At 52.0% G+C, this 20,102-nt stretch carries 20 protein-coding genes; 10 read left to right on the forward strand and 10 right to left on the reverse strand.

All coding sequences use genetic code 11. The annotated features are described in order from the left end of the window. The first annotated feature begins 10 nt into the window (after window positions 1-10). From BM427_RS03950 to rmf, 5 genes are all read left to right on the forward strand, one after another. A complete protein-coding gene (locus BM427_RS03950; protein ID WP_090119397.1) occupies window positions 11-1,915 on the forward strand; it encodes an ABC transporter ATP-binding protein in 1,905 nt (634 codons plus the stop codon). 11 nt (window positions 1,916-1,926) lie between these two features. Next, window positions 1,927-3,195 (forward strand): membrane integrity-associated transporter subunit PqiA, encoded by a 1,269-nt coding sequence (pqiA, locus tag BM427_RS03955; protein ID WP_090119399.1) that lies wholly within the window; start codon window positions 1,927-1,929, stop codon window positions 3,193-3,195. Further along, the gene (gene pqiB, locus BM427_RS03960; RefSeq protein ID WP_090119400.1) at window positions 3,185-4,825 is read left to right on the forward strand and encodes an intermembrane transport protein PqiB; all 1,641 of its coding nucleotides are present in this window, start codon (window positions 3,185-3,187) and stop codon (window positions 4,823-4,825) included. The genes pqiA and pqiB overlap by 11 nt, the downstream gene beginning before the upstream one ends. Further along, window positions 4,822-5,394, forward strand: a complete 573-nt coding sequence (gene pqiC / locus BM427_RS03965; protein WP_090119402.1) for a membrane integrity-associated transporter subunit PqiC — start codon at window positions 4,822-4,824, stop codon at window positions 5,392-5,394. Before pqiB ends, pqiC begins: the two co-directional genes overlap by 4 nt. Window positions 5,395-5,646: 252 nt before the next feature. Further along, window positions 5,647-5,814 (forward strand): ribosome modulation factor, encoded by a 168-nt coding sequence (gene rmf / locus BM427_RS03970; RefSeq protein WP_090119404.1) that lies wholly within the window; start codon window positions 5,647-5,649, stop codon window positions 5,812-5,814. Between the two features lie 69 nt (window positions 5,815-5,883). Here the strand turns inward: rmf and fabA are convergent, their stop codons facing one another. Next, entirely contained in the window at window positions 5,884-6,402 is a 519-nt protein-coding gene (fabA, locus tag BM427_RS03975; protein ID WP_090119406.1) for a bifunctional 3-hydroxydecanoyl-ACP dehydratase/trans-2-decenoyl-ACP isomerase, read from the reverse strand. Between the two features lie 69 nt (window positions 6,403-6,471). Continuing rightward, window positions 6,472-8,232: an AAA family ATPase gene (locus BM427_RS03980; protein ID WP_090119408.1), complete on the reverse strand. Its 1,761-nt coding sequence runs from the start codon at window positions 8,230-8,232 to the stop codon at window positions 6,472-6,474. 182 nt (window positions 8,233-8,414) lie between these two features. Between BM427_RS03980 and matP the strand changes: the two genes are divergently transcribed. After that, window positions 8,415-8,867, forward strand: coding sequence for a macrodomain Ter protein MatP (gene matP, locus BM427_RS03985; RefSeq protein ID WP_090119410.1), 453 nt, complete (start codon window positions 8,415-8,417; stop codon window positions 8,865-8,867). A 78-nt stretch (window positions 8,868-8,945) separates the two neighbouring features. Here the strand turns inward: matP and ompA are convergent, their stop codons facing one another. Beyond that, window positions 8,946-9,995, reverse strand: a complete 1,050-nt coding sequence (gene ompA / locus BM427_RS03990; RefSeq protein WP_090119412.1) for a porin OmpA — start codon at window positions 9,993-9,995, stop codon at window positions 8,946-8,948. 378 nt (window positions 9,996-10,373) lie between these two features. After that, window positions 10,374-10,883, reverse strand: coding sequence for an SOS-induced cell division inhibitor SulA (gene sulA, locus BM427_RS03995; protein ID WP_090119414.1), 510 nt, complete (start codon window positions 10,881-10,883; stop codon window positions 10,374-10,376). Window positions 10,884-11,100: 217 nt separating this feature from the next. Between sulA and BM427_RS04000 the strand changes: the two genes are divergently transcribed. Then, window positions 11,101-11,721, forward strand: coding sequence for a TfoX/Sxy family DNA transformation protein (locus BM427_RS04000; RefSeq protein ID WP_090119416.1), 621 nt, complete (start codon window positions 11,101-11,103; stop codon window positions 11,719-11,721). Here BM427_RS04000 and yccS read toward each other — a convergent pair. Beyond that, complete coding sequence (gene yccS, locus BM427_RS04005) at window positions 11,715-13,844, reverse strand: YccS family putative transporter (RefSeq protein WP_090119418.1); 2,130 nt, start codon at window positions 13,842-13,844, stop codon at window positions 11,715-11,717. The two genes, BM427_RS04000 and yccS, sit on opposite strands and share 7 nt — an antisense overlap. Before the next feature lie 15 nt (window positions 13,845-13,859). Continuing rightward, window positions 13,860-14,306, reverse strand: coding sequence for a YccF domain-containing protein (locus tag BM427_RS04010; protein WP_090119420.1), 447 nt, complete (start codon window positions 14,304-14,306; stop codon window positions 13,860-13,862). A 122-nt stretch (window positions 14,307-14,428) separates the two neighbouring features. On the opposite strand from BM427_RS04010, the gene helD reads away from it, so the two are divergent. Continuing rightward, window positions 14,429-16,483: a DNA helicase IV gene (gene helD, locus BM427_RS04015; RefSeq protein ID WP_090119423.1), complete on the forward strand. Its 2,055-nt coding sequence runs from the start codon at window positions 14,429-14,431 to the stop codon at window positions 16,481-16,483. A 26-nt stretch (window positions 16,484-16,509) separates the two neighbouring features. Here helD and mgsA read toward each other — a convergent pair whose 3' ends face one another. Next, window positions 16,510-16,968, reverse strand: a complete 459-nt coding sequence (gene mgsA / locus BM427_RS04020; protein ID WP_090119425.1) for a methylglyoxal synthase — start codon at window positions 16,966-16,968, stop codon at window positions 16,510-16,512. Window positions 16,969-17,105: 137 nt separating this feature from the next. On the opposite strand from mgsA, the gene BM427_RS04025 reads away from it, so the two are divergent. Next, entirely contained in the window at window positions 17,106-17,519 is a 414-nt protein-coding gene (locus tag BM427_RS04025) for a CoA-binding protein (protein WP_090119427.1), read from the forward strand. Between the two features lie 29 nt (window positions 17,520-17,548). Here BM427_RS04025 and hspQ read toward each other — a convergent pair whose 3' ends face one another. Beyond that, the gene (gene hspQ / locus BM427_RS04030) at window positions 17,549-17,866 is read right to left on the reverse strand and encodes a heat shock protein HspQ (RefSeq protein ID WP_090119429.1); all 318 of its coding nucleotides are present in this window, start codon (window positions 17,864-17,866) and stop codon (window positions 17,549-17,551) included. Window positions 17,867-17,926: 60 nt separating this feature from the next. Further along, window positions 17,927-19,117, reverse strand: coding sequence for a 23S rRNA (cytosine(1962)-C(5))-methyltransferase RlmI (gene rlmI, locus BM427_RS04035; protein ID WP_090119431.1), 1,191 nt, complete (start codon window positions 19,115-19,117; stop codon window positions 17,927-17,929). 294 nt (window positions 19,118-19,411) lie between these two features. Between rlmI and yccX the strand changes: the two genes are divergently transcribed. After that, window positions 19,412-19,693, forward strand: a complete 282-nt coding sequence (yccX, locus tag BM427_RS04040; RefSeq protein ID WP_090119433.1) for an acylphosphatase — start codon at window positions 19,412-19,414, stop codon at window positions 19,691-19,693. Here yccX and tusE read toward each other — a convergent pair. Continuing rightward, entirely contained in the window at window positions 19,690-20,019 is a 330-nt protein-coding gene (tusE, locus tag BM427_RS04045) for a sulfurtransferase TusE (RefSeq protein ID WP_090119435.1), read from the reverse strand. The two genes, yccX and tusE, sit on opposite strands and share 4 nt — an antisense overlap. Between the last annotated feature and the right edge of the window lie 83 nt (window positions 20,020-20,102).

Here is a 20,102-nt window from a genome sequence, read left to right on the forward strand (position 1 = left end):
GGATAAATAAATGTCATTAATCAGTATGCATGGCGCATGGCTGTCGTTCAGCGATGCGCCGCTTCTCGATAATGCTGAACTGCATATCGAAGAAAATGAGCGCGTCTGTCTGGTCGGTCGTAACGGCGCAGGTAAATCGACGCTGATGAAGATCCTCAACCGCGAACAAGGGCTGGATGACGGCCGTATCGTTTACGAACAGGATCTGATTGTTTCGCGTCTTCAGCAGGACCCGCCGCGTGATGTCGCCGGTAGCGTCTATGACTTCGTTGCGGAGGGGATTTCAGAACAGGCTGAGTATCTGAAGCGTTATCACGAAATCTCCCATCTGATGATGACCGACCCGAGTGATAAAAATCTCAACGAGCTGGCAAAAGTGCAGGAGATGCTGGATCACCACGGCCTGTGGCAGTTGGAAGACCGCATCAACGAGGTGCTGGGGCAACTCGGTCTGGTGCCGGATATGGAGCTGTCGGCGTTATCTGGTGGCTGGCTGCGTAAAGCGGCGCTGGGCCGTGCGCTGGTCAGCGGGCCAAAAGTGCTGCTGCTGGACGAACCAACGAACCACCTGGATATTGAAGCGATTGACTGGCTGGAAGGATTCCTGAAAACCTTTAGCGGCACCATTATCTTTATCTCGCACGATCGTTCGTTTATCCGCAATATGGCGACGCGCATTGTCGATCTCGATCGCGGGAAACTGGTTACCTATCCTGGTGATTACGACACCTACCTGCTGGAGAAAGAAGAGAATCTTCGCGTTGAAGAGCTGCAAAACGCCGAGTTCGACCGCAAACTGGCGCAGGAAGAGGTGTGGATCCGTCAGGGGATTAAAGCGCGCCGTACTCGTAACGAAGGCCGCGTCCGTGCGCTGAAAGCGTTGCGTCGTGAACGCAGTGAACGCCGTGAAGTGATGGGTAGCGCGAAGATGCAGGTCGAAGAGGCTTCACGCTCCGGCAAGATCGTCTTTGAGATAGAAAACGTTAATTATGGCGTGGAGGGCAAAGTGCTGGTGCGCGACTTCTCTACGCAGGTACAGCGCGGCGATAAAATTGCGCTGATTGGTCCGAACGGCTGCGGTAAAACCACCTTGCTGAAGCTGATGCTGGATCAACTGAAAGCCGACAGCGGCCGCGTGCACATTGGTACCAAGCTGGAAGTGGCGTACTTTGATCAGCACCGTGCTGAACTTGATCCGGATAAAACGGTGATGGACAACCTGGCTGAAGGCAAGCAGGAAGTGTTGGTGAACGGTAAACCACGCCATATTCTGGGATATTTGCAGGACTTCTTGTTCCATCCGAAACGGGCCATGACGCCGGTACGTGCGCTTTCCGGCGGGGAACGCAACCGTCTGTTACTGGCGCGTTTGTTCCTGAAACCCAGCAACCTGTTGATTCTCGATGAACCGACCAACGACTTGGATGTGGAAACGCTGGAACTGCTGGAAGAACTGATTGATAGTTATCAGGGCACCGTTATGTTGGTGAGCCACGATCGTCAGTTTGTTGATAATACCGTGACTGAATGCTGGATTTTCGAAGGTGAAGGCCGTATTGGACGGTATGTTGGCGGTTACCACGATGCCCGTAGCCAGCAAGCGGCTTCGCAGGCCTTTAAACAGGAAGTAGCGAAGAAAACGGTGGAAGTTCCCGTAAAAACAGAAACTGTTAAACGCAGCAGTAACAAACTGAGCTATAACCTGCAACGAGAACTGGAACAATTGCCGCAAAAGCTGGAACAGCTGGAAACGGAACTGGGTGCTTTGCAGGCACAGGTCGCTGATGCCAGCTTCTTTAGCCAGTCACACGATCATACGCAAAAAGTCTTAGCTGATATGGCTGCGGCGGAACAGGCGCTGGAAGAGGCGTTTGAACGCTGGGAGTATCTTGAGGCTTTGAAAAGCGGCTCATAAAGGGAGTCAGTATGTGTGAACACCATCACGCCACACAGCACATTCTTTGTTCGCAATGTGACATGCTGGTGGCGTTGCCGCCGTTGCAGCACGGTTATAAAGCGACGTGTCCGCGCTGTGGCACAACACTGACAACCGAGTGGGATGCGCCCCGGCAGCGTCCCACAGCTTATGCCATCGTGGCGTTGTTCATGTTACTGCTCGCCAACCTTTTTCCCTTCGTTAATATGCAGGTCGCCGGTGTCGCCAGTGAGGTCACACTGCTGGAAATACCCGGCGTGCTGTTTTCTGAAGATTACGCCAGTCTCGGCACTTTTTTCCTGCTGTTCGTACAACTGGTTCCGGCATTCTGCCTCGTGACTATCTTGCTGCTGGTGAATCGTGTGCCGATGGATTTTCGTCTGCGCATTAACCTGGCGCGGGTGTTATTCCAGCTAAAAAGCTGGGGAATGGCGGAGATCTTTCTCGCAGGCGTGCTGGTGAGTTTTGTTAAGCTGATGGCCTATGGCGATATTGGCATTGGCAGCAGTTTTATTCCCTGGTGTCTGTTCTGTTTGTTGCAATTGCGTGCTTTCCAGTGCGTTGATCGTCACTGGTTGTGGGATGACATTGCACCTGCGCCGCAGCTGCAACAGGCATTGCGCGTCGGTGTGACGGGTATTCGTCAGGGGCTGCGTTCCTGCCCGTGCTGTACGGCGATTATCGCGATGGATCACCCCGTTTGCCCGCGTTGCCATACGCGTGGACATGTCCGGCGGCGCAACAGTATCCAGTGGACGCTGGCGTTGTTGATGACGGCAGTGATGCTCTATCTGCCCGCCAATATTATGCCAATTATGGTAACTGACCTACTGGGTGATCGCATGCCATCGACCATTCTCGCCGGGGTGATTTTACTGTGGAGCGAGGGCTCTTACCCGGTGGCGTTGGTGATTTTTATCGCCAGTATTATGGTACCGACGTTGAAAATGATAGGTATTGCCTGGCTCTGTATTGATGCAAAAGGTCATGGTCTACGAGACTGCGAGCGGATGCATTTTATTTATGAAGTGGTGGAATTTGTCGGGCGCTGGTCAATGATTGACGTGTTTGTGATCGCCGTGCTCTCCGCGCTGGTGCGAATGGGCGGGCTGATGAATATTTATCCTGCGATGGGTGCGCTGATGTTTGCGCTGGTCGTTATTATCACGATGTTTGCAGCAATGACTTTCGATCCGCGCTTAAGCTGGGACCGTGAGCCACAAATGCACCATGAGGAGTCGTTAGAGCATGGAGAATAAGGGTGGGGAAGCCAACGTACAAAAGGTGAGAAGCTGGTCGCCGGTGTGGATTTTTCCGATTGTTACGGCGCTGATTGGTGCATGGATCCTGTTTTATCATTACAGCCACCAGGGGCCGGAGGTGACACTGATCACCACCAATGCCGAGGGAATTATTGGCGGTAAGACCACCATCAAGAGTCGCAGCGTTGATGTCGGTATGGTTGAAAGCACGATGCTTACTGACGATTTAACCCATGTGGAAATCAAGGTGCGGCTTAATTCCGGGATGAAAAAGCTGTTGCATCAGGACTCTGCTTTCTGGGTTGTGAAACCGCAGGTGGGCCGTGAAGGTATTAGCGGGCTGGGCACGCTGCTTTCGGGGGCTTATATCGAACTGCAGCCGGGTACAAAAGGCAGTGTGCCGGATCGCTATAACTTGCTCGATTCTCCGCCGCTGGCACCGCCTGATGCCAAAGGCATACGTTTGATCCTCGACAGCAGCAAAGTCGGGCAACTGAGCCCTGGCGATCCGGTACTGTTCCGTGGTTATCGTGTCGGTTCGGTTGAGACCAGCACTTTCGATACGCAAAAACGCACGATGAGTTATCAGTTGTTTATCAACGCGCCGAACGATCGGCTGGTGACCAGCAATGTACGTTTCTGGAAAGACAGCGGCATTGCTGTTGATTTGTCCTCCGACGGGATGCGCGTGGAGATGGGGTCTCTGACCACGCTGTTTGGGGGCGGCGTCAGTTTTGACGTTCCGGAAGGCGTGGATCTTGGTCAGCCGGTGGCAGAGAAATCCGTTTTCACGCTGTATGACGATCAGCGTAGCATTCAGGAGTCGCTCTATACCGACCACATTGACTATCTGATGTTCTTCAAAGATTCGGTTCGCGGCCTGCAACCCGGCGCGCCGGTTGAATTTCGTGGCATTCGTCTGGGCACAGTAAGTAGGGTGCCATTCTCCACTAAAGGCCTGGATCAGGCGCTGAATGATGATTACCGGATCCCTGTGCTGGTTCATATTGAACCGGGACGTTTGATTAATCAACTGGGCGAAGATCCCGACGTGAGAGGGCGTATAAATGAACTGCTCAAACGTGGTCTGCGCGCTTCGTTGAAAACCGGGAATATTATTACTGGCGCGCTGTATGTCGACCTCGACTTCTATAACAACGTACCTGCCGTAAGTGGCATGCGGGAATTTCTGGGCTACCCGGTTATTCCAACCGTGAGCAGCGGTCTGGCGCAGATCCAGCAGCGTCTGATGGATACGCTGGATAAGATCAATAATCTGCCGTTGAATCCGATGATCCAGCAGGCGACGTCAACGCTTTCTGAAAGTCAGCAGACGCTTAAACGTCTGCAAACGACGCTGGATAATCTCAACAAACTGACAGCCAGCCAGTCAATGCAGCAGCTACCGGCTGATATGCAATCCACGCTGCGTGAACTGAATCGCAGCATGCAGGGCTTCCAGCCTGGCTCTGCTGCCTATAACAAGATGGTGGCGGATATGCAGCGCCTGGATCAGGTACTGCGGGAATTGCAACCCGTGCTGAAAACACTCAACGACAAGAGCAATGCGCTGGTATTCGAAGCGAAAGGGAAAGACGATCCGCAGCCGAAGAGGGCGAAACAATGAAAAAGAGCGCGATAATAATTGTGGCGCTATTGCTGACGGCATGTAGCAGCAGCGGTAACAATAAACGTTACTACCAGTTACCGTCGCCGCCACAAATGGCAGTACAGGCCAGCAGCGGGCAGAGCCAGAGTAATCGTCAGTTATGGGTTGACCAGATTTCAGTGCCGGATTACCTGGCGGGGAATGGCGTCGTGTATCAAACCACGGATGTGCAGTATGTTATTGCCAATAACAATCTGTGGGCCAGCCCACTTGACCAGCAGTTGCGCACTACGCTGGTCGCGAACCTGAGCAATCAGTTGCCGGGTTGGGTTGTGGCATCGCAGCCGCTGGGCAATGAACAGGACACGCTGAATGTGACGGTGACCGGTTTTCACGGGCGTTATGATGGCCGCGTTATCGTCAGCGGCGAGTGGTTGCTCAAACACCAGGGGCAACTGATTAAGCGACCATTCTATATTACGCTCAAGCAGCAACAAGACGGGTATGACGAAATGGTGAAAATGTTGGCTCAGGGCTGGCAGCAGGAGGCGGTGAGCATAGCTGCGCAGCTAAATCGTCTGCAATAAGTAAATTTAATTGATAATGAACCGTCATAGTTAAAAACTGTGGCGGTTTTTTTGTCATTATGCTCCGTACATTAGCTGTGCTGGCTCACATTTTTTGTACAAATGAATTTCTGTATAGCTCACATTTATGACACTGGCGTGAATTTTGCGCATTGACGACAACGCTTATTCAAGGTATTCGTTACCTGTGGTTGCACATTAAGTAACCACTGTTTTCTTTTCCACCAGATCAAAGAATGAGGGAAACGAGGCATGAAGAGACAAAAACGAGATCGCCTGGAACGGGCACATCAACGTGGTTATCAGGCTGGTATTACTGGACGCCCAAAAGAAATGTGTCCATACCAAACCCTGAATCAAAGGTCCGAGTGGCTGGGAGGCTGGCGAGAGGCCATGGAAGACAGGGTAGTTATCGCCTGATTCTGTCTCTTTAAAAAGAAACCTCCGCATTGCGGAGGTTTCGCCTTTATAGCAGATGGGAATTCGCTATCAGAAAGCGGAGGTGTCCTGGAACAGACCCACTTTCAGGTCGGAAGCGGTGTAGATCACGCGACCATCGACCAGAACTTCACCATCGGCCAGACCCATGATCAAACGACGGTTCACAATACGTTTGAAATGGATACGGTAAGTAACGATTTTTGCTGTCGGCAGAACCTGACCGGTAAATTTCACTTCACCTACACCCAGCGCACGGCCTTTACCTTCGCCGCCAAGCCAGCCGAGGTAAAAACCAACCAACTGCCACATGGCATCCAGACCAAGGCAACCAGGCATCACCGGATCGCCGATGAAATGGCAGCCAAAGAACCACTGGTCCGGATTGATATCCAGCTCAGCTTCGACATAGCCTTTATCAAAGTTACCGCCGGTCTCGGTCATTTTGACCACACGGTCCATCATCAACATATTTGGTGCCGGCAATTGCGGGCCTTTTGCGCCAAACAGTTCGCCGCGACCAGAGGCAAGAAGATCTTCTTTTGTATAGGATTCGCGTTTATCTACCATGTTCTCAATAAGCCTTATTTGTAATTTCGGACGCAGGATAGCTAACACGTGTACGCTGAACAAGTCCGATCAGTTTTGGTTAAACCAATTAAACCAGCGCAGCGGCCACGGGAAACGGTGGCGTCCATCCTGTTGCGTCGCCTGTGCAATACGTTCCTGAATGAGTTGCTTGAGGTTATTTTGTCCTTCAGCTTCCCATGGCAGGCCTGTTAATAAAGGTAGTGCATCACGGACATCATCTACGGCCCAGATAAAGAATTGTTGTGCCTGAACCGCGTCCAGTAGCTCCTGCTGCAACGAAAGATGACGCACATTTGCTGAAGGAATAATCACTCCTTGCTTACCTGTGAGCTCCCGCTGTTGGCAAATGGCGAAAAAGCCTTCGATTTTTTCATTCAATCCGCCAACCGGCTGTGAACGACCGAACTGATCCACGGAGCCGGTGATCGCCAGACTCTGCTTGATGGGCACTTCTGCAAGGGCGCTCATTAAGGCGCACAGTTCCGCCATTGAGGCGCTGTCGCCATCAACCTCGCTGTAAGATTGCTCAAAGGTGAGCGAAGCCGAGAAGGGAAGCTGCTGTTCCAGCTCCAGTTCCGCCATCAGGAACGCTTGCATGATCATCATGCCTTTCGCGTGGATATTGCCGCCCAGTTCGGCTTTGCGTTCAATATCGTTAAACTCGCCGTCACCGACATGAACGACGCAACTAATACGTGAAGGCTCGCCGAACGCACGTGGGTGACCCGGAAACTCGATGACAGACAGCGCGTTGATCTGACCAATCTGCTCGCCTTCGGTTTCGATGAGAATTTGTTCCAGCAGAATTTCGTCCTGCATCCGTTCGGCGAGAAATCCTTCGCGCCATTCACGTTGAGCAAACATCGAGCGAAGCTCTTCGCCATTGAATGTAGAGCCTGTGGTTGTCGCCGCGACTTCCCGCAACTGGCGCGCCAGCCATAATGGGCAGAGTGGCAACGTCTCCTGATCGCCGGTATAACGTACTGCTTCACGAATTAACGGCTGCCACGCATCGGTACCGGGTGAGGGGAGCTGCGCGTTGTGTGCAACCTGCTCGACCCATTGACGCCAGGTTCCAATTGTTTCGCCATCCACGATTTGCAGTGTTTCTTCATATTCGCTGTAAATTGCCTGCGCGGCCAGATCGGGCTCCATTTCCTGAAAATCAGCCAGCGACTCACGTTCCCCAACAAGAATAACTTTCAGATCCAATGGTATAGGCGGGATACTGACAGGCAAAGGGCGAGATTCGTCGAAGGAGACCCAGTCAAAACGGCGCTGCGTCACCATTGTTTTCAGACGCATCCACAGCAGCGGTTGCGCAAGCAGCGTGCGCAGGGAAATGATCAGCACGCCGCCATTTGCCTGATGTACCAGGCCCGGCTGCAAAGTAATTTCGTGATTGAACTGACGCAAACAACCAAACAGTTGCTCCGCTTCGATCCACTCGGCAATCACTACTGGTTTGCTCCCTGTGAAAGCAGATTGTGCACTGGGGGCTGGGTCAAAACTTACGGATGCGCCGTTGATGTGGTATTGCCCACCGATAAGCGGGCGATCCTGAGGAATCATTTCTCCGGTAGCGCAGGCAATAAGCGCCAGGTATTCAGCTTCCTCTGGCGCTTTTGCCAGTAAAAAGCGTGACGTTGCCTGCGGATAGAGCAGTTGCTCCAGCGCGTATTGTAATCGGGGTTGCGTATCGGCCAGCGAGAAGTCTGCTTCGTGCGCTGATTCGGACGATTCAAACACTTCCTGATAGCTTTCAGTATCAGGAACCAGGTCGTTCCATTCAAGTTTTGTAATGGTCAAAGTCGTTTTTTTAGTTTGGTGTAAAGGGCGAGATTATACCGTAAACCCTTCTTTAACACACCGGGATTACACACTTTCGCGATGTGTAACCTGACGATAGCTCACAGTGGACGATTTCTTTTAAGCAGAGTGACAAAAAACTGATATTCTGAACTGAGTGACACGGTAACGTTGAGAGAGCAATGAAATATCAACAACTGGAAAATCTCGAAAGCGGCTGGAAATGGAAGTATCTGGTTAAAAAACACCGTGAAGGGGAACTGATCACGCGTTATATAGAGGCCAGTGCTGCGAAAGAAGCCGTCGATGTATTGTTGACCCTCGAAAATGAGCCGGTACAGGTGAATGAATGGATTACCTTTCATATCAACCCAGCGCTGGTTAACCGAATGAAACAAACTATCCGCGCCAGGCGTAAACGCCATTTTAATGCGGAACACCAGCATACGCGTAAAAAGTCAATCGACCTGGAGTTCGTCGTCTGGCAACGGCTTGCGGGTCTGGCGCAGCGGCGAGGAAAAACACTGTCTGAAACGATTGTGCAACTGATTGAGGATGCGGAACATAAAGAGAAGTATGCTTCGCAGATGTCCACCCTAAAACATGATTTGCAGGCGCTGCTAGGTAAAGAGTGAATTTTCTCGAAGACGTGATAAGTATTTCAGACAATAAAAAACCCCGCACTCTGGCGGGGTTTTTGCTAAGACGTAAACTTAAGCCTGTGGCTGAGTTACAACGTCTTTGCTACCTTTTACTTCGATCTCTACGCGACGATCCGGTGCCAGGCAATCGATCAGCGCTGCGCGTGCTTTCACGTTGTTGCAGGTGCTGCCGGTAACCGGGTTGGATTTGCCCATACCACGTGCGGAGATTTTGTTCGCCGGAATACCTTTGGAAACCAGGTAATCAACAACGGACTGAGCACGTTTCTCAGACAGACTGTTGTTGTAAGCGTCAGAACCGATACGGTCGGTGAAGCCCAGAACCACTACTGAACCGTCTTTCGGATCCAGGTTGCTCAGCTGACCATACAGCTGATCCAGTGCCTGCTGACCTTCCGGTTTCAGAGTTGCTTTGTTGAAGTTGAACAGAACGTCAGACTTCAGGGTGAAGTGTTTGGTCTGCACTTCCGGAGCCGGAGCCGGGGCCGGAGCTGCAACTACTGGAGCTGCTTCTTCCTGCTGACCGAAACGGTAGGAAACGCCTACGCTCAGCATACCGTTATCCGGGCGAGCACCAACGGTGCTTGCGTCACCGATGTTGTTAACCCACTGGTATTCCAGACGGGTAGCGATATCACGAGTCAGTGCATACTCAACACCACCAGCGAAGACCGGAGAAACGCCGGTATCGTGATCTTTGAAGCCTTGGTTGCTCTGACCATCAGCACGCCATACCATACCACCCAGACGGGTGTAGATATCCAGATCGTCAGTGATCGGATAACCCAGTTTAGCTGTCAACTGTACGCCCTGAGATTTGAACGCGCCGTTAACGGTGTCGCCTTTGTACGGCATACGGCCCAGCCAGTCGTAACCCAGTTCGAAACCAACGTACGGGTTAACCTGGTAGCCACCGAACGCACCTGCACCAAGCTGACTTGTATGGGTCGGGCCGTCGTTCTGCCATGCCGCACCTTTGTCATGATACTGGGACCAACCCAGTTTGCCACCTGCATACCAGGTGTTATCTTTCGGAGCGGCCTGCGCTACGGTAGCGAAACCAGCCAGTGCCACTGCAATCGCGATAGCTGTCTTTTTCATTTTTGCGCCTCGTTATCATCCAAAAATCGCCATGAAAATCTCGATGAGAAATCACGGTTAAATCCTTCACCGGGGGCGTTGCTCACTAAAACTATTCAGCAGATATCTTTACCTATATCTTTGGCTTATGCCGAGCACCCCTGGCGATGTAAAGTCTACAACGTAGTTGAAAACTTACAAGTGTGAACTCTGTCAGGCATATGAAAAAAAAGGGTTGTATACACAATATTTAACAATTCTGTCGGTATTTTGTCCGATGTAATTAGGATGCGATTAGACTGAAAAGCGCGCCACGCAGGCCTGGTTGCTGTATTTTGCAGATAAAATGCAAAAGCAAGCTACAGGCAAAAAAAATACCAGGAATACTCTTAAATTTACTCAATGATACAAATTTGAGTGAATTTTTATCCCGGAATGCTGTCTCGCAGCCAGAGGATCGTGACGTACTGGACGCATAACGAAGCCGATCGCGTTGCCTTCTTCTGCCGCTATCACCAGTCGGTGGTGCTCATCTTCGGTTAATTCTTCCGCATGCCAGCCAATTACGACGCTATAGTTCCCTGTGCGTAATGCGCGGATCATTGATTCCAGCGTCAGGCAAGGTGAAAGCTGGTTAACCTGCATCACCTTGGTGAGTGGCAGGCCAGCAGATTGCACCCATTCACGGCTCAGTTTTTGTTGTGGCGTTAGCCACAACTGCCAGCGGGACTGTTGGCCGAGTTGCTGCAACAAGGGCAATAAAAGAAGCTGCGTCATTCCAGGCTGATCTTCGCGATAAACCACTTCGCTAATAAGCCCGGACGCACCGCGGGAGGGTTCAGCATGATTTAATGGAGTGGGTGCGGAATCGAATGTCGTTGAACGATTAGCATAGCCTGAAGTGTACATAATCAATCCAGCCCTGTGGGTTACTGTATAAACATACAGTAACCCCTGAATGTTCAAAGATCAACCTCAATTTCTGAAACTATCTCGCATTTTTGTTTTGTCTTTAGCGCACAACGTAAAATTCGCTTGCTGTCCTGCCCACAGTTGCCTATGTTCCTGCCTAACGAAACAGCTAACATTGTGGTGACTTTACTGTGTGATTTATAAGGAAAAAATCATGGAAGACCTTTCTTATCAGCGTATACATCAATCATGTGAATGCCTCACATCGCTTGGCGAAATTCGTCACCGCGCCCATTTTGGCGGTTATAGCTTGTCGGTGGATGATACGGTTTTTGCGATGGTGGCCGAAGGAGAGCTTTACCTGCGAGCCTGTGAACAAAGTGCTCAGTATGCAATAACGCACCATGCACCACTTTTAGTATTCAACAAACGCGGACGGGAGGTTTCGTTAAATTACTACTTTGTGGATCAGGCGTTATGGAACGATCGCCCTATGCTGCTGGAACTTTCGGCATACTCTCTCGATGCTGCCCGGCGTGAAAAAGCGCAACGCAGCGCCCGGAAACGTCTGCGCGATCTACCCAATCTGACGTTTCAGCTAGAAATGCAGCTTCGTGATGCAGGGATTATGGATGTGCAGACATTGCGTCTTCTTGGCGCCAAGGCCAGCTGGCTTAGGTTGCGGAAGGTGAACCGCCATCTGGGTGTGAAAATTCTTCTGGCGCTGGAAGGCGCTATCGCTGGGCTGCACGAAGCGGCGCTCCCGGCGCAGACACGCCAGGAACTGATGGAATGGTTCGCTATTGTGATGAAGAAAACGGCTAATCCTCAATGAACCAGTTGGCTTTTCAGTCGGCAAATTTCCGGCAACAAGGCGATAAGCAGGCCAATCTGTTGAAGAACCAGAGGTTCTTTGCTATCCGGACGCGGATCTAAATGTTTAATGCGCTGCGACAGGGAACTTAGCGTTTCCTGCACGCGCGCATGATCGGAAGGAAGATGATGCAGCGCGTCGTCTACATAACAGACGGCGTCATCAAGCAGATGCAAAATATCGGGATGGGTGAGCTGTTCGCGATGCGCACCCAGTGCAGAAATATAGCTGGTAAAGGTATGGTTCAGGCAGAGTAAACGGAATGCCATATCGCGGAGTTCAGGTGATGTACCAGGTTCTGAAGACATATTGGATACGACCGACGCCAGCTCAGCATCACGGTTGTAGGCATTACGCCGGGCAATACGGTACGCTAACCGGTTATCGCGCCCCTGATGGTACTGTTCCAGAATAGCGTCGAGGTAACGGCAGTTGGCATCGAAAGCCTGTTCTGTCACCAGTGGCAGGTGGCGAAAACGCCAGTCAGGCCAGATAAAACTTACCGCCGCCCAGGCAATCGCGCAGCCTATCAGAGTGTCGATGATACGGGGAATCGCCACTTCAAAGCCCTCACCGAGCAGATTAAAGCAGAGAAGCACCAACAGGGTGATAAACATCGTAGCATGGGCGTATTGCACGGTGCGAAAAGCAAAAAACAGTACGCCGGTAATCACGATCAGCACCAGTTGCCCTTCATGGGAAGGAACGAAATAGAGCACTGGTAAACCTATCGCTACACCCACCAGCGTGCCAATGACGCGCAGGGTCAGGCGATGGCGGGTGGCGTTATAGTTTGGCTGGCAGACGAAAAGACTGGTCAGCAAGATCCAGTAACCATGCTGTAAGCCGGTGATCTGAATAAATGCGTAGCCTATACACAGTACCAGCGACATACGGACGGCGTGGCGGAAAAGCGCAGATTCCGGCGTCAAATTATTGCGAAGCCGCAACCAGATATCGCTAAAACTATTCAGGCTGTCATCGGCTAACTGGTTTTCTGTCTCACTCAGAAGCTGGGACTGTGGTTGTTCTGTTTCGATGGTGGCTAATTGTGCGTCAATCGCCCGTAGGTTATCGAGCAGAAACCCCAGGGCTTTCAGATGATCGGCTGATGTCCCACCGCTGGCGCGGATGCGATCTAACGCGGCATCAAGATGCGTAAACGCCCGCTCGAAGTGTGAATCATGTTGGTAGGGCGTTCGCAGCAGAATGGCGCGTGATAGCCTGTCGCAGGCCTGCGACTGCATTGATAGCAGACGCTGAAAGCGGAACATCACATCGCTGTAACGGAAATGTTCGCGCAGCGTCTGGTATTGAATGTGAGATGAGCTGGCGCGTTCATGGATATCTTGCGCGGCAAAATAGTAATGCAGGGACTGACGCGTACTGCGTTGTCCACGATCGCCACGCAGGCGCGTCAGCAAGGTTGTCTTCGTCTGGTTGAGCGTGGCAACGAGCTGACCATTAGCCAAAGCCAGATCGTAAAGTGGCGCCTGACTTTCATCTTCAATATCCGGATCAAACAGACGTGATTTCAGTTCAAGATAGTGCGCCAGTTGTCCATAACTGCGTGAAAGGTTGTCCTGCAAAGCGCGAACGGGGAAAACCAGGTACCCAACCAGCGTCAGGAAGTTAAACCACACTGCGCCAGCCAGTAGCAGCAGTGGTTGTTGATACCACTGGGCGAAAAGCGAAATCCCCAGCATGGTGTAAACAGCAATCAGCAAGGCACCAAAGGCAATGGTGGCGTAGCGCTGCCCAAGCCCGCCCAACAAGATAAAGCCGCAGGTGGAGCTGACAAGCCCGATAGCAAATAGCCATGGCCATGGGAACAGTAATTCGACGGAAGCGGAAGCAATAAAAAAGGAGATCAATGTGATGATCAGATTCTTCAGCCTTCCGCTCAGACGATCATCCAGATCTGCCAGGGCGGCAGCCACAACGCCCAGGGTTAAGGGAATAGTCAATTTGACCTCGCCAAGCAGCCAGGGTAGCGCTGCTGTACCGCAGAGGGCAATAAAAATTCTGACGTTATACAGCCAGGCGCTATTCCATGTGTAACGACGAAGCAGAGGGCTTAACATAGCGGCTTGATCCGGTTACTGAAAACGACGACGGGCGTTAGCTTCGCGGGCTGCGCGGGCGGTTTCGACGGAAACCACACGACGGCCCACTGGCCAGAGTGCAATCGCCGCAATTTTAAAATTCGCCACACCTACAGGGATGCCAATAATGGTGATGCACTGCGCGATACCAGCGACAATATGCATAACGCATAACCACCAGCCAAACAATACAAACCAGATAATATTCAGAGCCGTTCCCCCCGCGTTCAGCAGGCTATTCTGGCGCTCTGGTTCCAGTTCATCTATATGGATCGCTTCATTTCCCCACGGAATAAGCGAGAGCTTGGTGATTTCCCAGCAAGAACGCGTCAGCGGCAGGGTCACAATCAGCACGATACTGACCACAGTTGCAAGCAACCAGCCCAGTGTGGTGGCGAAACCGCCAAGAACAAAGTTCAGAATATTCAGAACAGTACGCATAAAACCTCAGAACAACCCTATGTGTGGAGTATCCCGGCAATTGTAACGACTTTTTGGACTGGAGCGACAATTCTCTGGCAGGTAAACTGATTTTTATTGTCACAGGCTGAGAACAATAAGTCATGGAACTGAAAGCGACTTCACTAGGAAAACGGTTAGCCCAGCATCCGTACGATCGCGCCGTAATTCTGAACGCGGGCATAAAAGTCATGGGTGACCGGCATGAATACCTTATTCCCTTTAATCAGTTGCTGGCAATTGAGTGCAAACGCGGCCTGGTCTGGGGCGAGATGGAGTTTCAGCTTGCCGATAAGAAAGTGGTGCGTCTTCACGGTACGGAGTGGAACGAAACCCAACGTTTTTATCACCATCTTGATGAGCGCTGGCGCAAATGGAGCGCGGAGATGAGTGAAGTTGCGGCTGGTGTACTATCGGAACAGCTTGAGCTTATTGCCGGGCGTGTTGATCGGGCGAAATGGCTGACGCGCAAACAGCTTACCGGGCTACAACAGCAATTGCAGCAGGCTTTTACTGCGCTGCCAATGCCCGTAAGTCGACTGACTGAATTTGAGAACTGCCGTGAACTCTGGCAGCAATGCCAGGCATGGTTGAACGATGTGGAAGAACGAAGGACGCAGCATAATAAGGCCTATACCGAGTCGATGCTCACGGAATATGCCGCTTTTTTTGAGCAGATAGAAAGTTCCCCGCTCAACCCTTCGCAGGCGCAAGCCGTGGTAAATGGCGAACAGTCATTGCTGGTGCTGGCCGGAGCCGGCAGCGGTAAAACCTCCGTATTAGTAGCCCGCGCTGGGTGGTTGCTTACGCGCGGCGAGGCGGCTCCCGATCAGATTTTACTGTTAGCTTTTGGTCGCAAAGCTGCCCAGGAAATGGATGAGCGCATTCGCGAACGGCTACACACCGAAGAGATTACCGCACGGACTTTCCATGCACTGGCGCTGTATATCATCCAGCAGGGCAGTAAAAAAGTGCCTGCGCTAAGCGAACTGGAGAACGATACTGCCGCGCGCCTGGCGCTACTTACGGAAACCTGGTGTCAGCAATGCAGCGAGAAAAAGGCGCAGGCAAAAGGTTGGCGGCAATGGTTGGACGAGGAGCTGGCCTGGAACGTGCCGGAAGGCAATTTCTGGGAAAATGACAAACTCCAGCGCCGCATAGGGCCGCGTCTCGATCGCTGGATCGGCCTGATGCGAATGCATGGTGGTTCGCAGGCTGAAATGATTGCTAACGCGCCTGAAGAGGTGCGCGATCTGTTCAGTAAACGTATTAAGCTGATGGCTCCGCTATTGAAAGCCTGGAAAGCAGCGCTGAAGATGGAAAACGCGGTCGATTTCTCAGGTCTGATACACCAGGCCATCAATGTGCTGGAGAAAGGGCGTTTTATCAGCCCATGGAAGCATATCCTGGTGGACGAATTTCAGGATATCTCCCCACAGCGAGCGGCGCTGCTCGCTGCTTTGCGTAAACAAAACTCGCAGACTATGTTGTTTGCCGTCGGAGATGACTGGCAGGCTATCTACCGATTTAGCGGGGCGCAGCTTTCGTTGACCACAGCATTTCATGACAATTTTGGTGAGGGCGATCTTTGTGCGCTCGATACCACTTATCGTTTCAATTCACGCATCGGTGATGTGGCAAATCGCTTTATTCAGCAAAACCCGTGGCAACTGGTGAAACCGCTTAACAGCCTGACAGCAGGGGATAAACGCGCGGTAACGCTGATGGCTGAGGATCAACTCGACGCCTTGCTGGATAAACTCAGCGGCTATGCGACGCCCGAGGATCGCATTCTGGTGTTGGCGCGTTACCATCACCGTAAACCGGCAGGTATTGCGAAGGCTGCCACCCGCTGGCCGAAGTTGCAGCTCGATTTTATGACCATTCATGCCAGTAAAGGTCAGCAGGCAGATTATGTGATTGTGGTGGGCTTAGATGAAGGCCCGGACGGTTTTCCTGCACCGGCACGCGAGTCGGTTATGGAGCAGGCGCTACTACCTCAGACAGAAACGTTTCCTGACGCGGAAGAGCGGCGATTGTTGTACGTAGCGTTAACGCGGGCGCGTAAGCGTGTCTGGCTGCTGTTTGATAAGGAAAACCCGTCGCGCTTTGTCGATATCCTCAAATCGCTGGATGTTCCTCAGGCGAGAAAACCCTGACAGCAGGCGGCCTTTGCCGCCTGTGTTTACTTCAGTCGTTCGGCCAGATAGCGTTGATAATCCGGGATCAAAATGTCCACGCTGTCGTTGAATTGCGGTGCGGCGATAATAAAGTCCGCCGTCGATAAGTTAGTCGCCACCGGGATGTTCCAGACTGTTGCCAGGCGCAGCAGCGCTTTGACATCTGGATCGTGCGGAACGGCATTCAGCGGATCCCAGAAGAAAATCAGCACGTCGATTTTCCCTTCTGAAATCAACGCACCTACCTGTTGGTCTCCGCCCATGGGGCCGCTCAACATGGCGTTTACTTCAAGACCTGTTGCACGCTGAATCAAATTACCGGTCGTTCCGGTGGCATAAAGTTCATGTTTTGCCAGCACAGGCTGGTGCCGTTCAACCCACTGCATTAACGATTGCTTGCAGTGATCATGTGCCACCAGTGCGATATGTTTGCGCACGGGTAGGGTGCGAGTTGTTGATTCCATCATTGATTCCCGTCAGTTATTTTCGCTACAGATTACTGGAAGCGCCTGATGCTGCAAGAGAAGTAGATAAAAAAAACTGAAAATGGTTGAGTGGCGCTGTTTGACGTACACTTTGGGGAAATCGCCCGGAGGAAACCATGAAAGAAACCGACATCGCTGATATTTTACAATTGACCCGGACTATTGCGCTGGTGGGGGCAAGTGATAAGCCTGATCGCCCGAGCTATCGCGTTATGAAATACTTGCTGGATGAGGGGTATCACGTGATCCCTGTTTCGCCAAAAGTCGCCGGGAAGATGCTGCTTGGGCAACTGGGATATGCAACGCTCGCAGAAGTACCGGAAAAAATCGATATGGTGGATGTCTTCCGCAACTCTGAAGCGGCCTGGGGTGTGGCGCAGGAAGCCATTGCTGCCGGTGCGAAAACGCTGTGGTTGCAATTGGGGGTGATTAACGAGCAGGCAGCAGTGCTGGCGCGTGAGGCAGGATTACGGGTGGTGATGGATCGTTGTCCGGCGATTGAAATACCCCGGCTGGGCCTGGCGAAGTAAAAAAATACCCCGCAATAGGCGGGGCATGCTCAGTTACGCAGGCGTGGCGCCTGAAGTTGTCTGCGGATGGTGCGCGCCAGCTCGTCCATTGAGGGCTGTTCCGGGTGCTCATCCATCACTTCACTGGTGAGTTGCGCCTCAGCAAGGTAGGTGTGAACCGCCTGACCGTCGTCATCTTCCATAACGACATGGTACCAGGGCAGAGCACGTAACGTGTCATTCACCGCCAGCTCATCTGCCGACGGCTCCTCAAGTGAATATTCAGGGTCGATATCGACCACCACGCCAAGATATCCCAGCAGTGAATGGCGAACCTGCTGACCGATACCGAATTTGCTGGCTATCATTGTCACCTCCCGGGAACTTTCTGTTCCCTCAGATATGAGGGTGCAGCTCCAAAATTCAAGTTACATGACGCGACAGGCAAACCCTTTCAGATACAGCCCTTCCGGGTAGGGGGCGATCACTGGATGATCGGCGGCCTGACGGAACTGCTCTATAAATTGTACATCACGGCCTGCATCTATTGCGGCATCGGCGATGATTTTCTGAAATAAATCGGTGGTCATCAAGCCAGAACAGGAAAATGTCAGCAGTACTCCGCCCGGGTTCAGTAACTGAATCGCCAGCATGTTGATATCTTTATAACCGCGACATGCGCCCATCAACTGGCTCTTGTTTTCAACGAACTTCGGCGGATCCATCACAATTACATCAAAGGTTTCGCCCTGATCGCGGTATTTGCGCAACAGCTTGAACACATCATCGCGAACAAACTCTGTTTTGCTTAGATCAAGCTTGTTGAGTGTGACATTTTGCTTCGCCACATCCAGTGCTTCCTGGGAGGTATCCACGCTGACAACCTGGCGGCAGCCGCCCATAAGTGCAGAAACGGCAAAGCCCCCTGTATAGGAAAAACAGTTCAGGACACGCTTGTCTGCGACATAGCGGCGGGTTGCCAGGCGGCTGTCGCGCTGATCAAGGTAGTAGCCGGTTTTATGGCCACCCTGAATATCAACATACAACTTCATGCCGTTTTCTTCGATAGGCAGCAACGCAGGCGGTAGCTCACCGAGTACAGGGCCCTGCGTCAGTTCCAGCCCCTCTTTTTTACGCACTGCGACATCGCTACGATCGTAAACAGAACATTGCGGATAGAGGGTTTGCAGCGCGGAGAGAAGCGCCGGACGCTGGTATTCCGCGCCTGCACTCAGCAGTTGCAATACAAGGAAATTGCCAAAGCGGTCGATAGTCACGCCGGGAAGTCCGTCAGATTCCCCGGCAATCAGGCGATAACTGTCCAGCCCGTCGCGCTGGGCCAGCCAGTTACGCCACTGCTGCGCTTGTTGCAGGCGACGCGTAAAGAAAGCGATATCAATGCTTTCATCTTTATCGAACGTCCAGACGCGAGCGCGAATTTGCGAGGCCGGTGACAGCGCTCCGCGCGCCAGCCATTTACCCTGGTGATCGACGATATCAATCGTTTCACCGAGGCTGGCTTTGCCCTCCATCCGTGCGACTGCACCGGAGAAAACCCAGGGATGACGGCGCAGCAACGATTTCTCGCGCCCTTTGGCTAACACTAAACGTACGCTCATAATTTATTATGCTTTATTGCTAAGAATTGGGCGTCATTTTCCGGGTTAGTTCAGGGAAATGCAACGAATTCGAATAGTCGCAGGCATTGTAACCGCTGGGGTACGTGCTATTCACATTAATCAAAGGGATTGGGTAAATGGGATCACGTCAGTGCTCCTTGCTGCTATTTTTGCAAAACCAAACGTACGGTCATACTCAGCTATTCTGTAAACTAGAAGTATATGGGCGCTATGGGTACGGGTTCGTCGGGAAAATGCAACGCGCCTGCACAGAAACAGAAAGGGAGGAACAATATGACACAAGTTTGCACAATTGCCTGGGTACACGGAATGGTGCAAGGCGTCGGGTTTCGTTACTGTACGCAACATGAAGCTCAGCGTCTGGGGCTAACGGGATATGCACGCAATCTGGACGATGGCAGTGTCGAGGTGGTGGCTTGCGGAGAGGCGGAAAACGTCGACAGACTGGTGGCATGGCTTAAAGCCGGTGGACCGCGCAGCGCCCGGGTTGACAGAGTGCTAACTGAACCGCATCAACCCGGTAGAGAATGGACGAATTTTGGTATCCGCTATTAAATACACTTCACTGGTTTAGGCAGGCCGGCGATTTTCGTCGCCTGTTTTGCCGGGCCTTTCGGGAACAGGCGGTACAGATAGCGGCTGTTGCCTTTCTCTTCGCCAAATTTATTTCCCATCGCTTTAACCAGCATGCGAATAGCCGGCGAGGTATTAAATTCCAGATAGAATTCGCGCACAAAGCGCACCACTTCCCAGTGTTCCGGGGAGAGGGTGATGCTCTCTTGTTGCGCAATAACCTCTGCTAACGCTTCGCTCCAGAGGGAGGTATCTTTCAGATAGCCTTCGCTATCGGTTTCAAGCTCTTTGCCTTCAAACATCAACATGGTTTTTCACAACGTCAGTCAACAACAACGGCAGTGTAGCAAAAAACAAAGCCCCGCAGAAGCGAGGCTTGTTGCATGGATGT

The organism is Kosakonia arachidis (assembly GCF_900116535.1).
Classification (GTDB): domain Bacteria; phylum Pseudomonadota; class Gammaproteobacteria; order Enterobacterales; family Enterobacteriaceae; genus Kosakonia; species Kosakonia arachidis.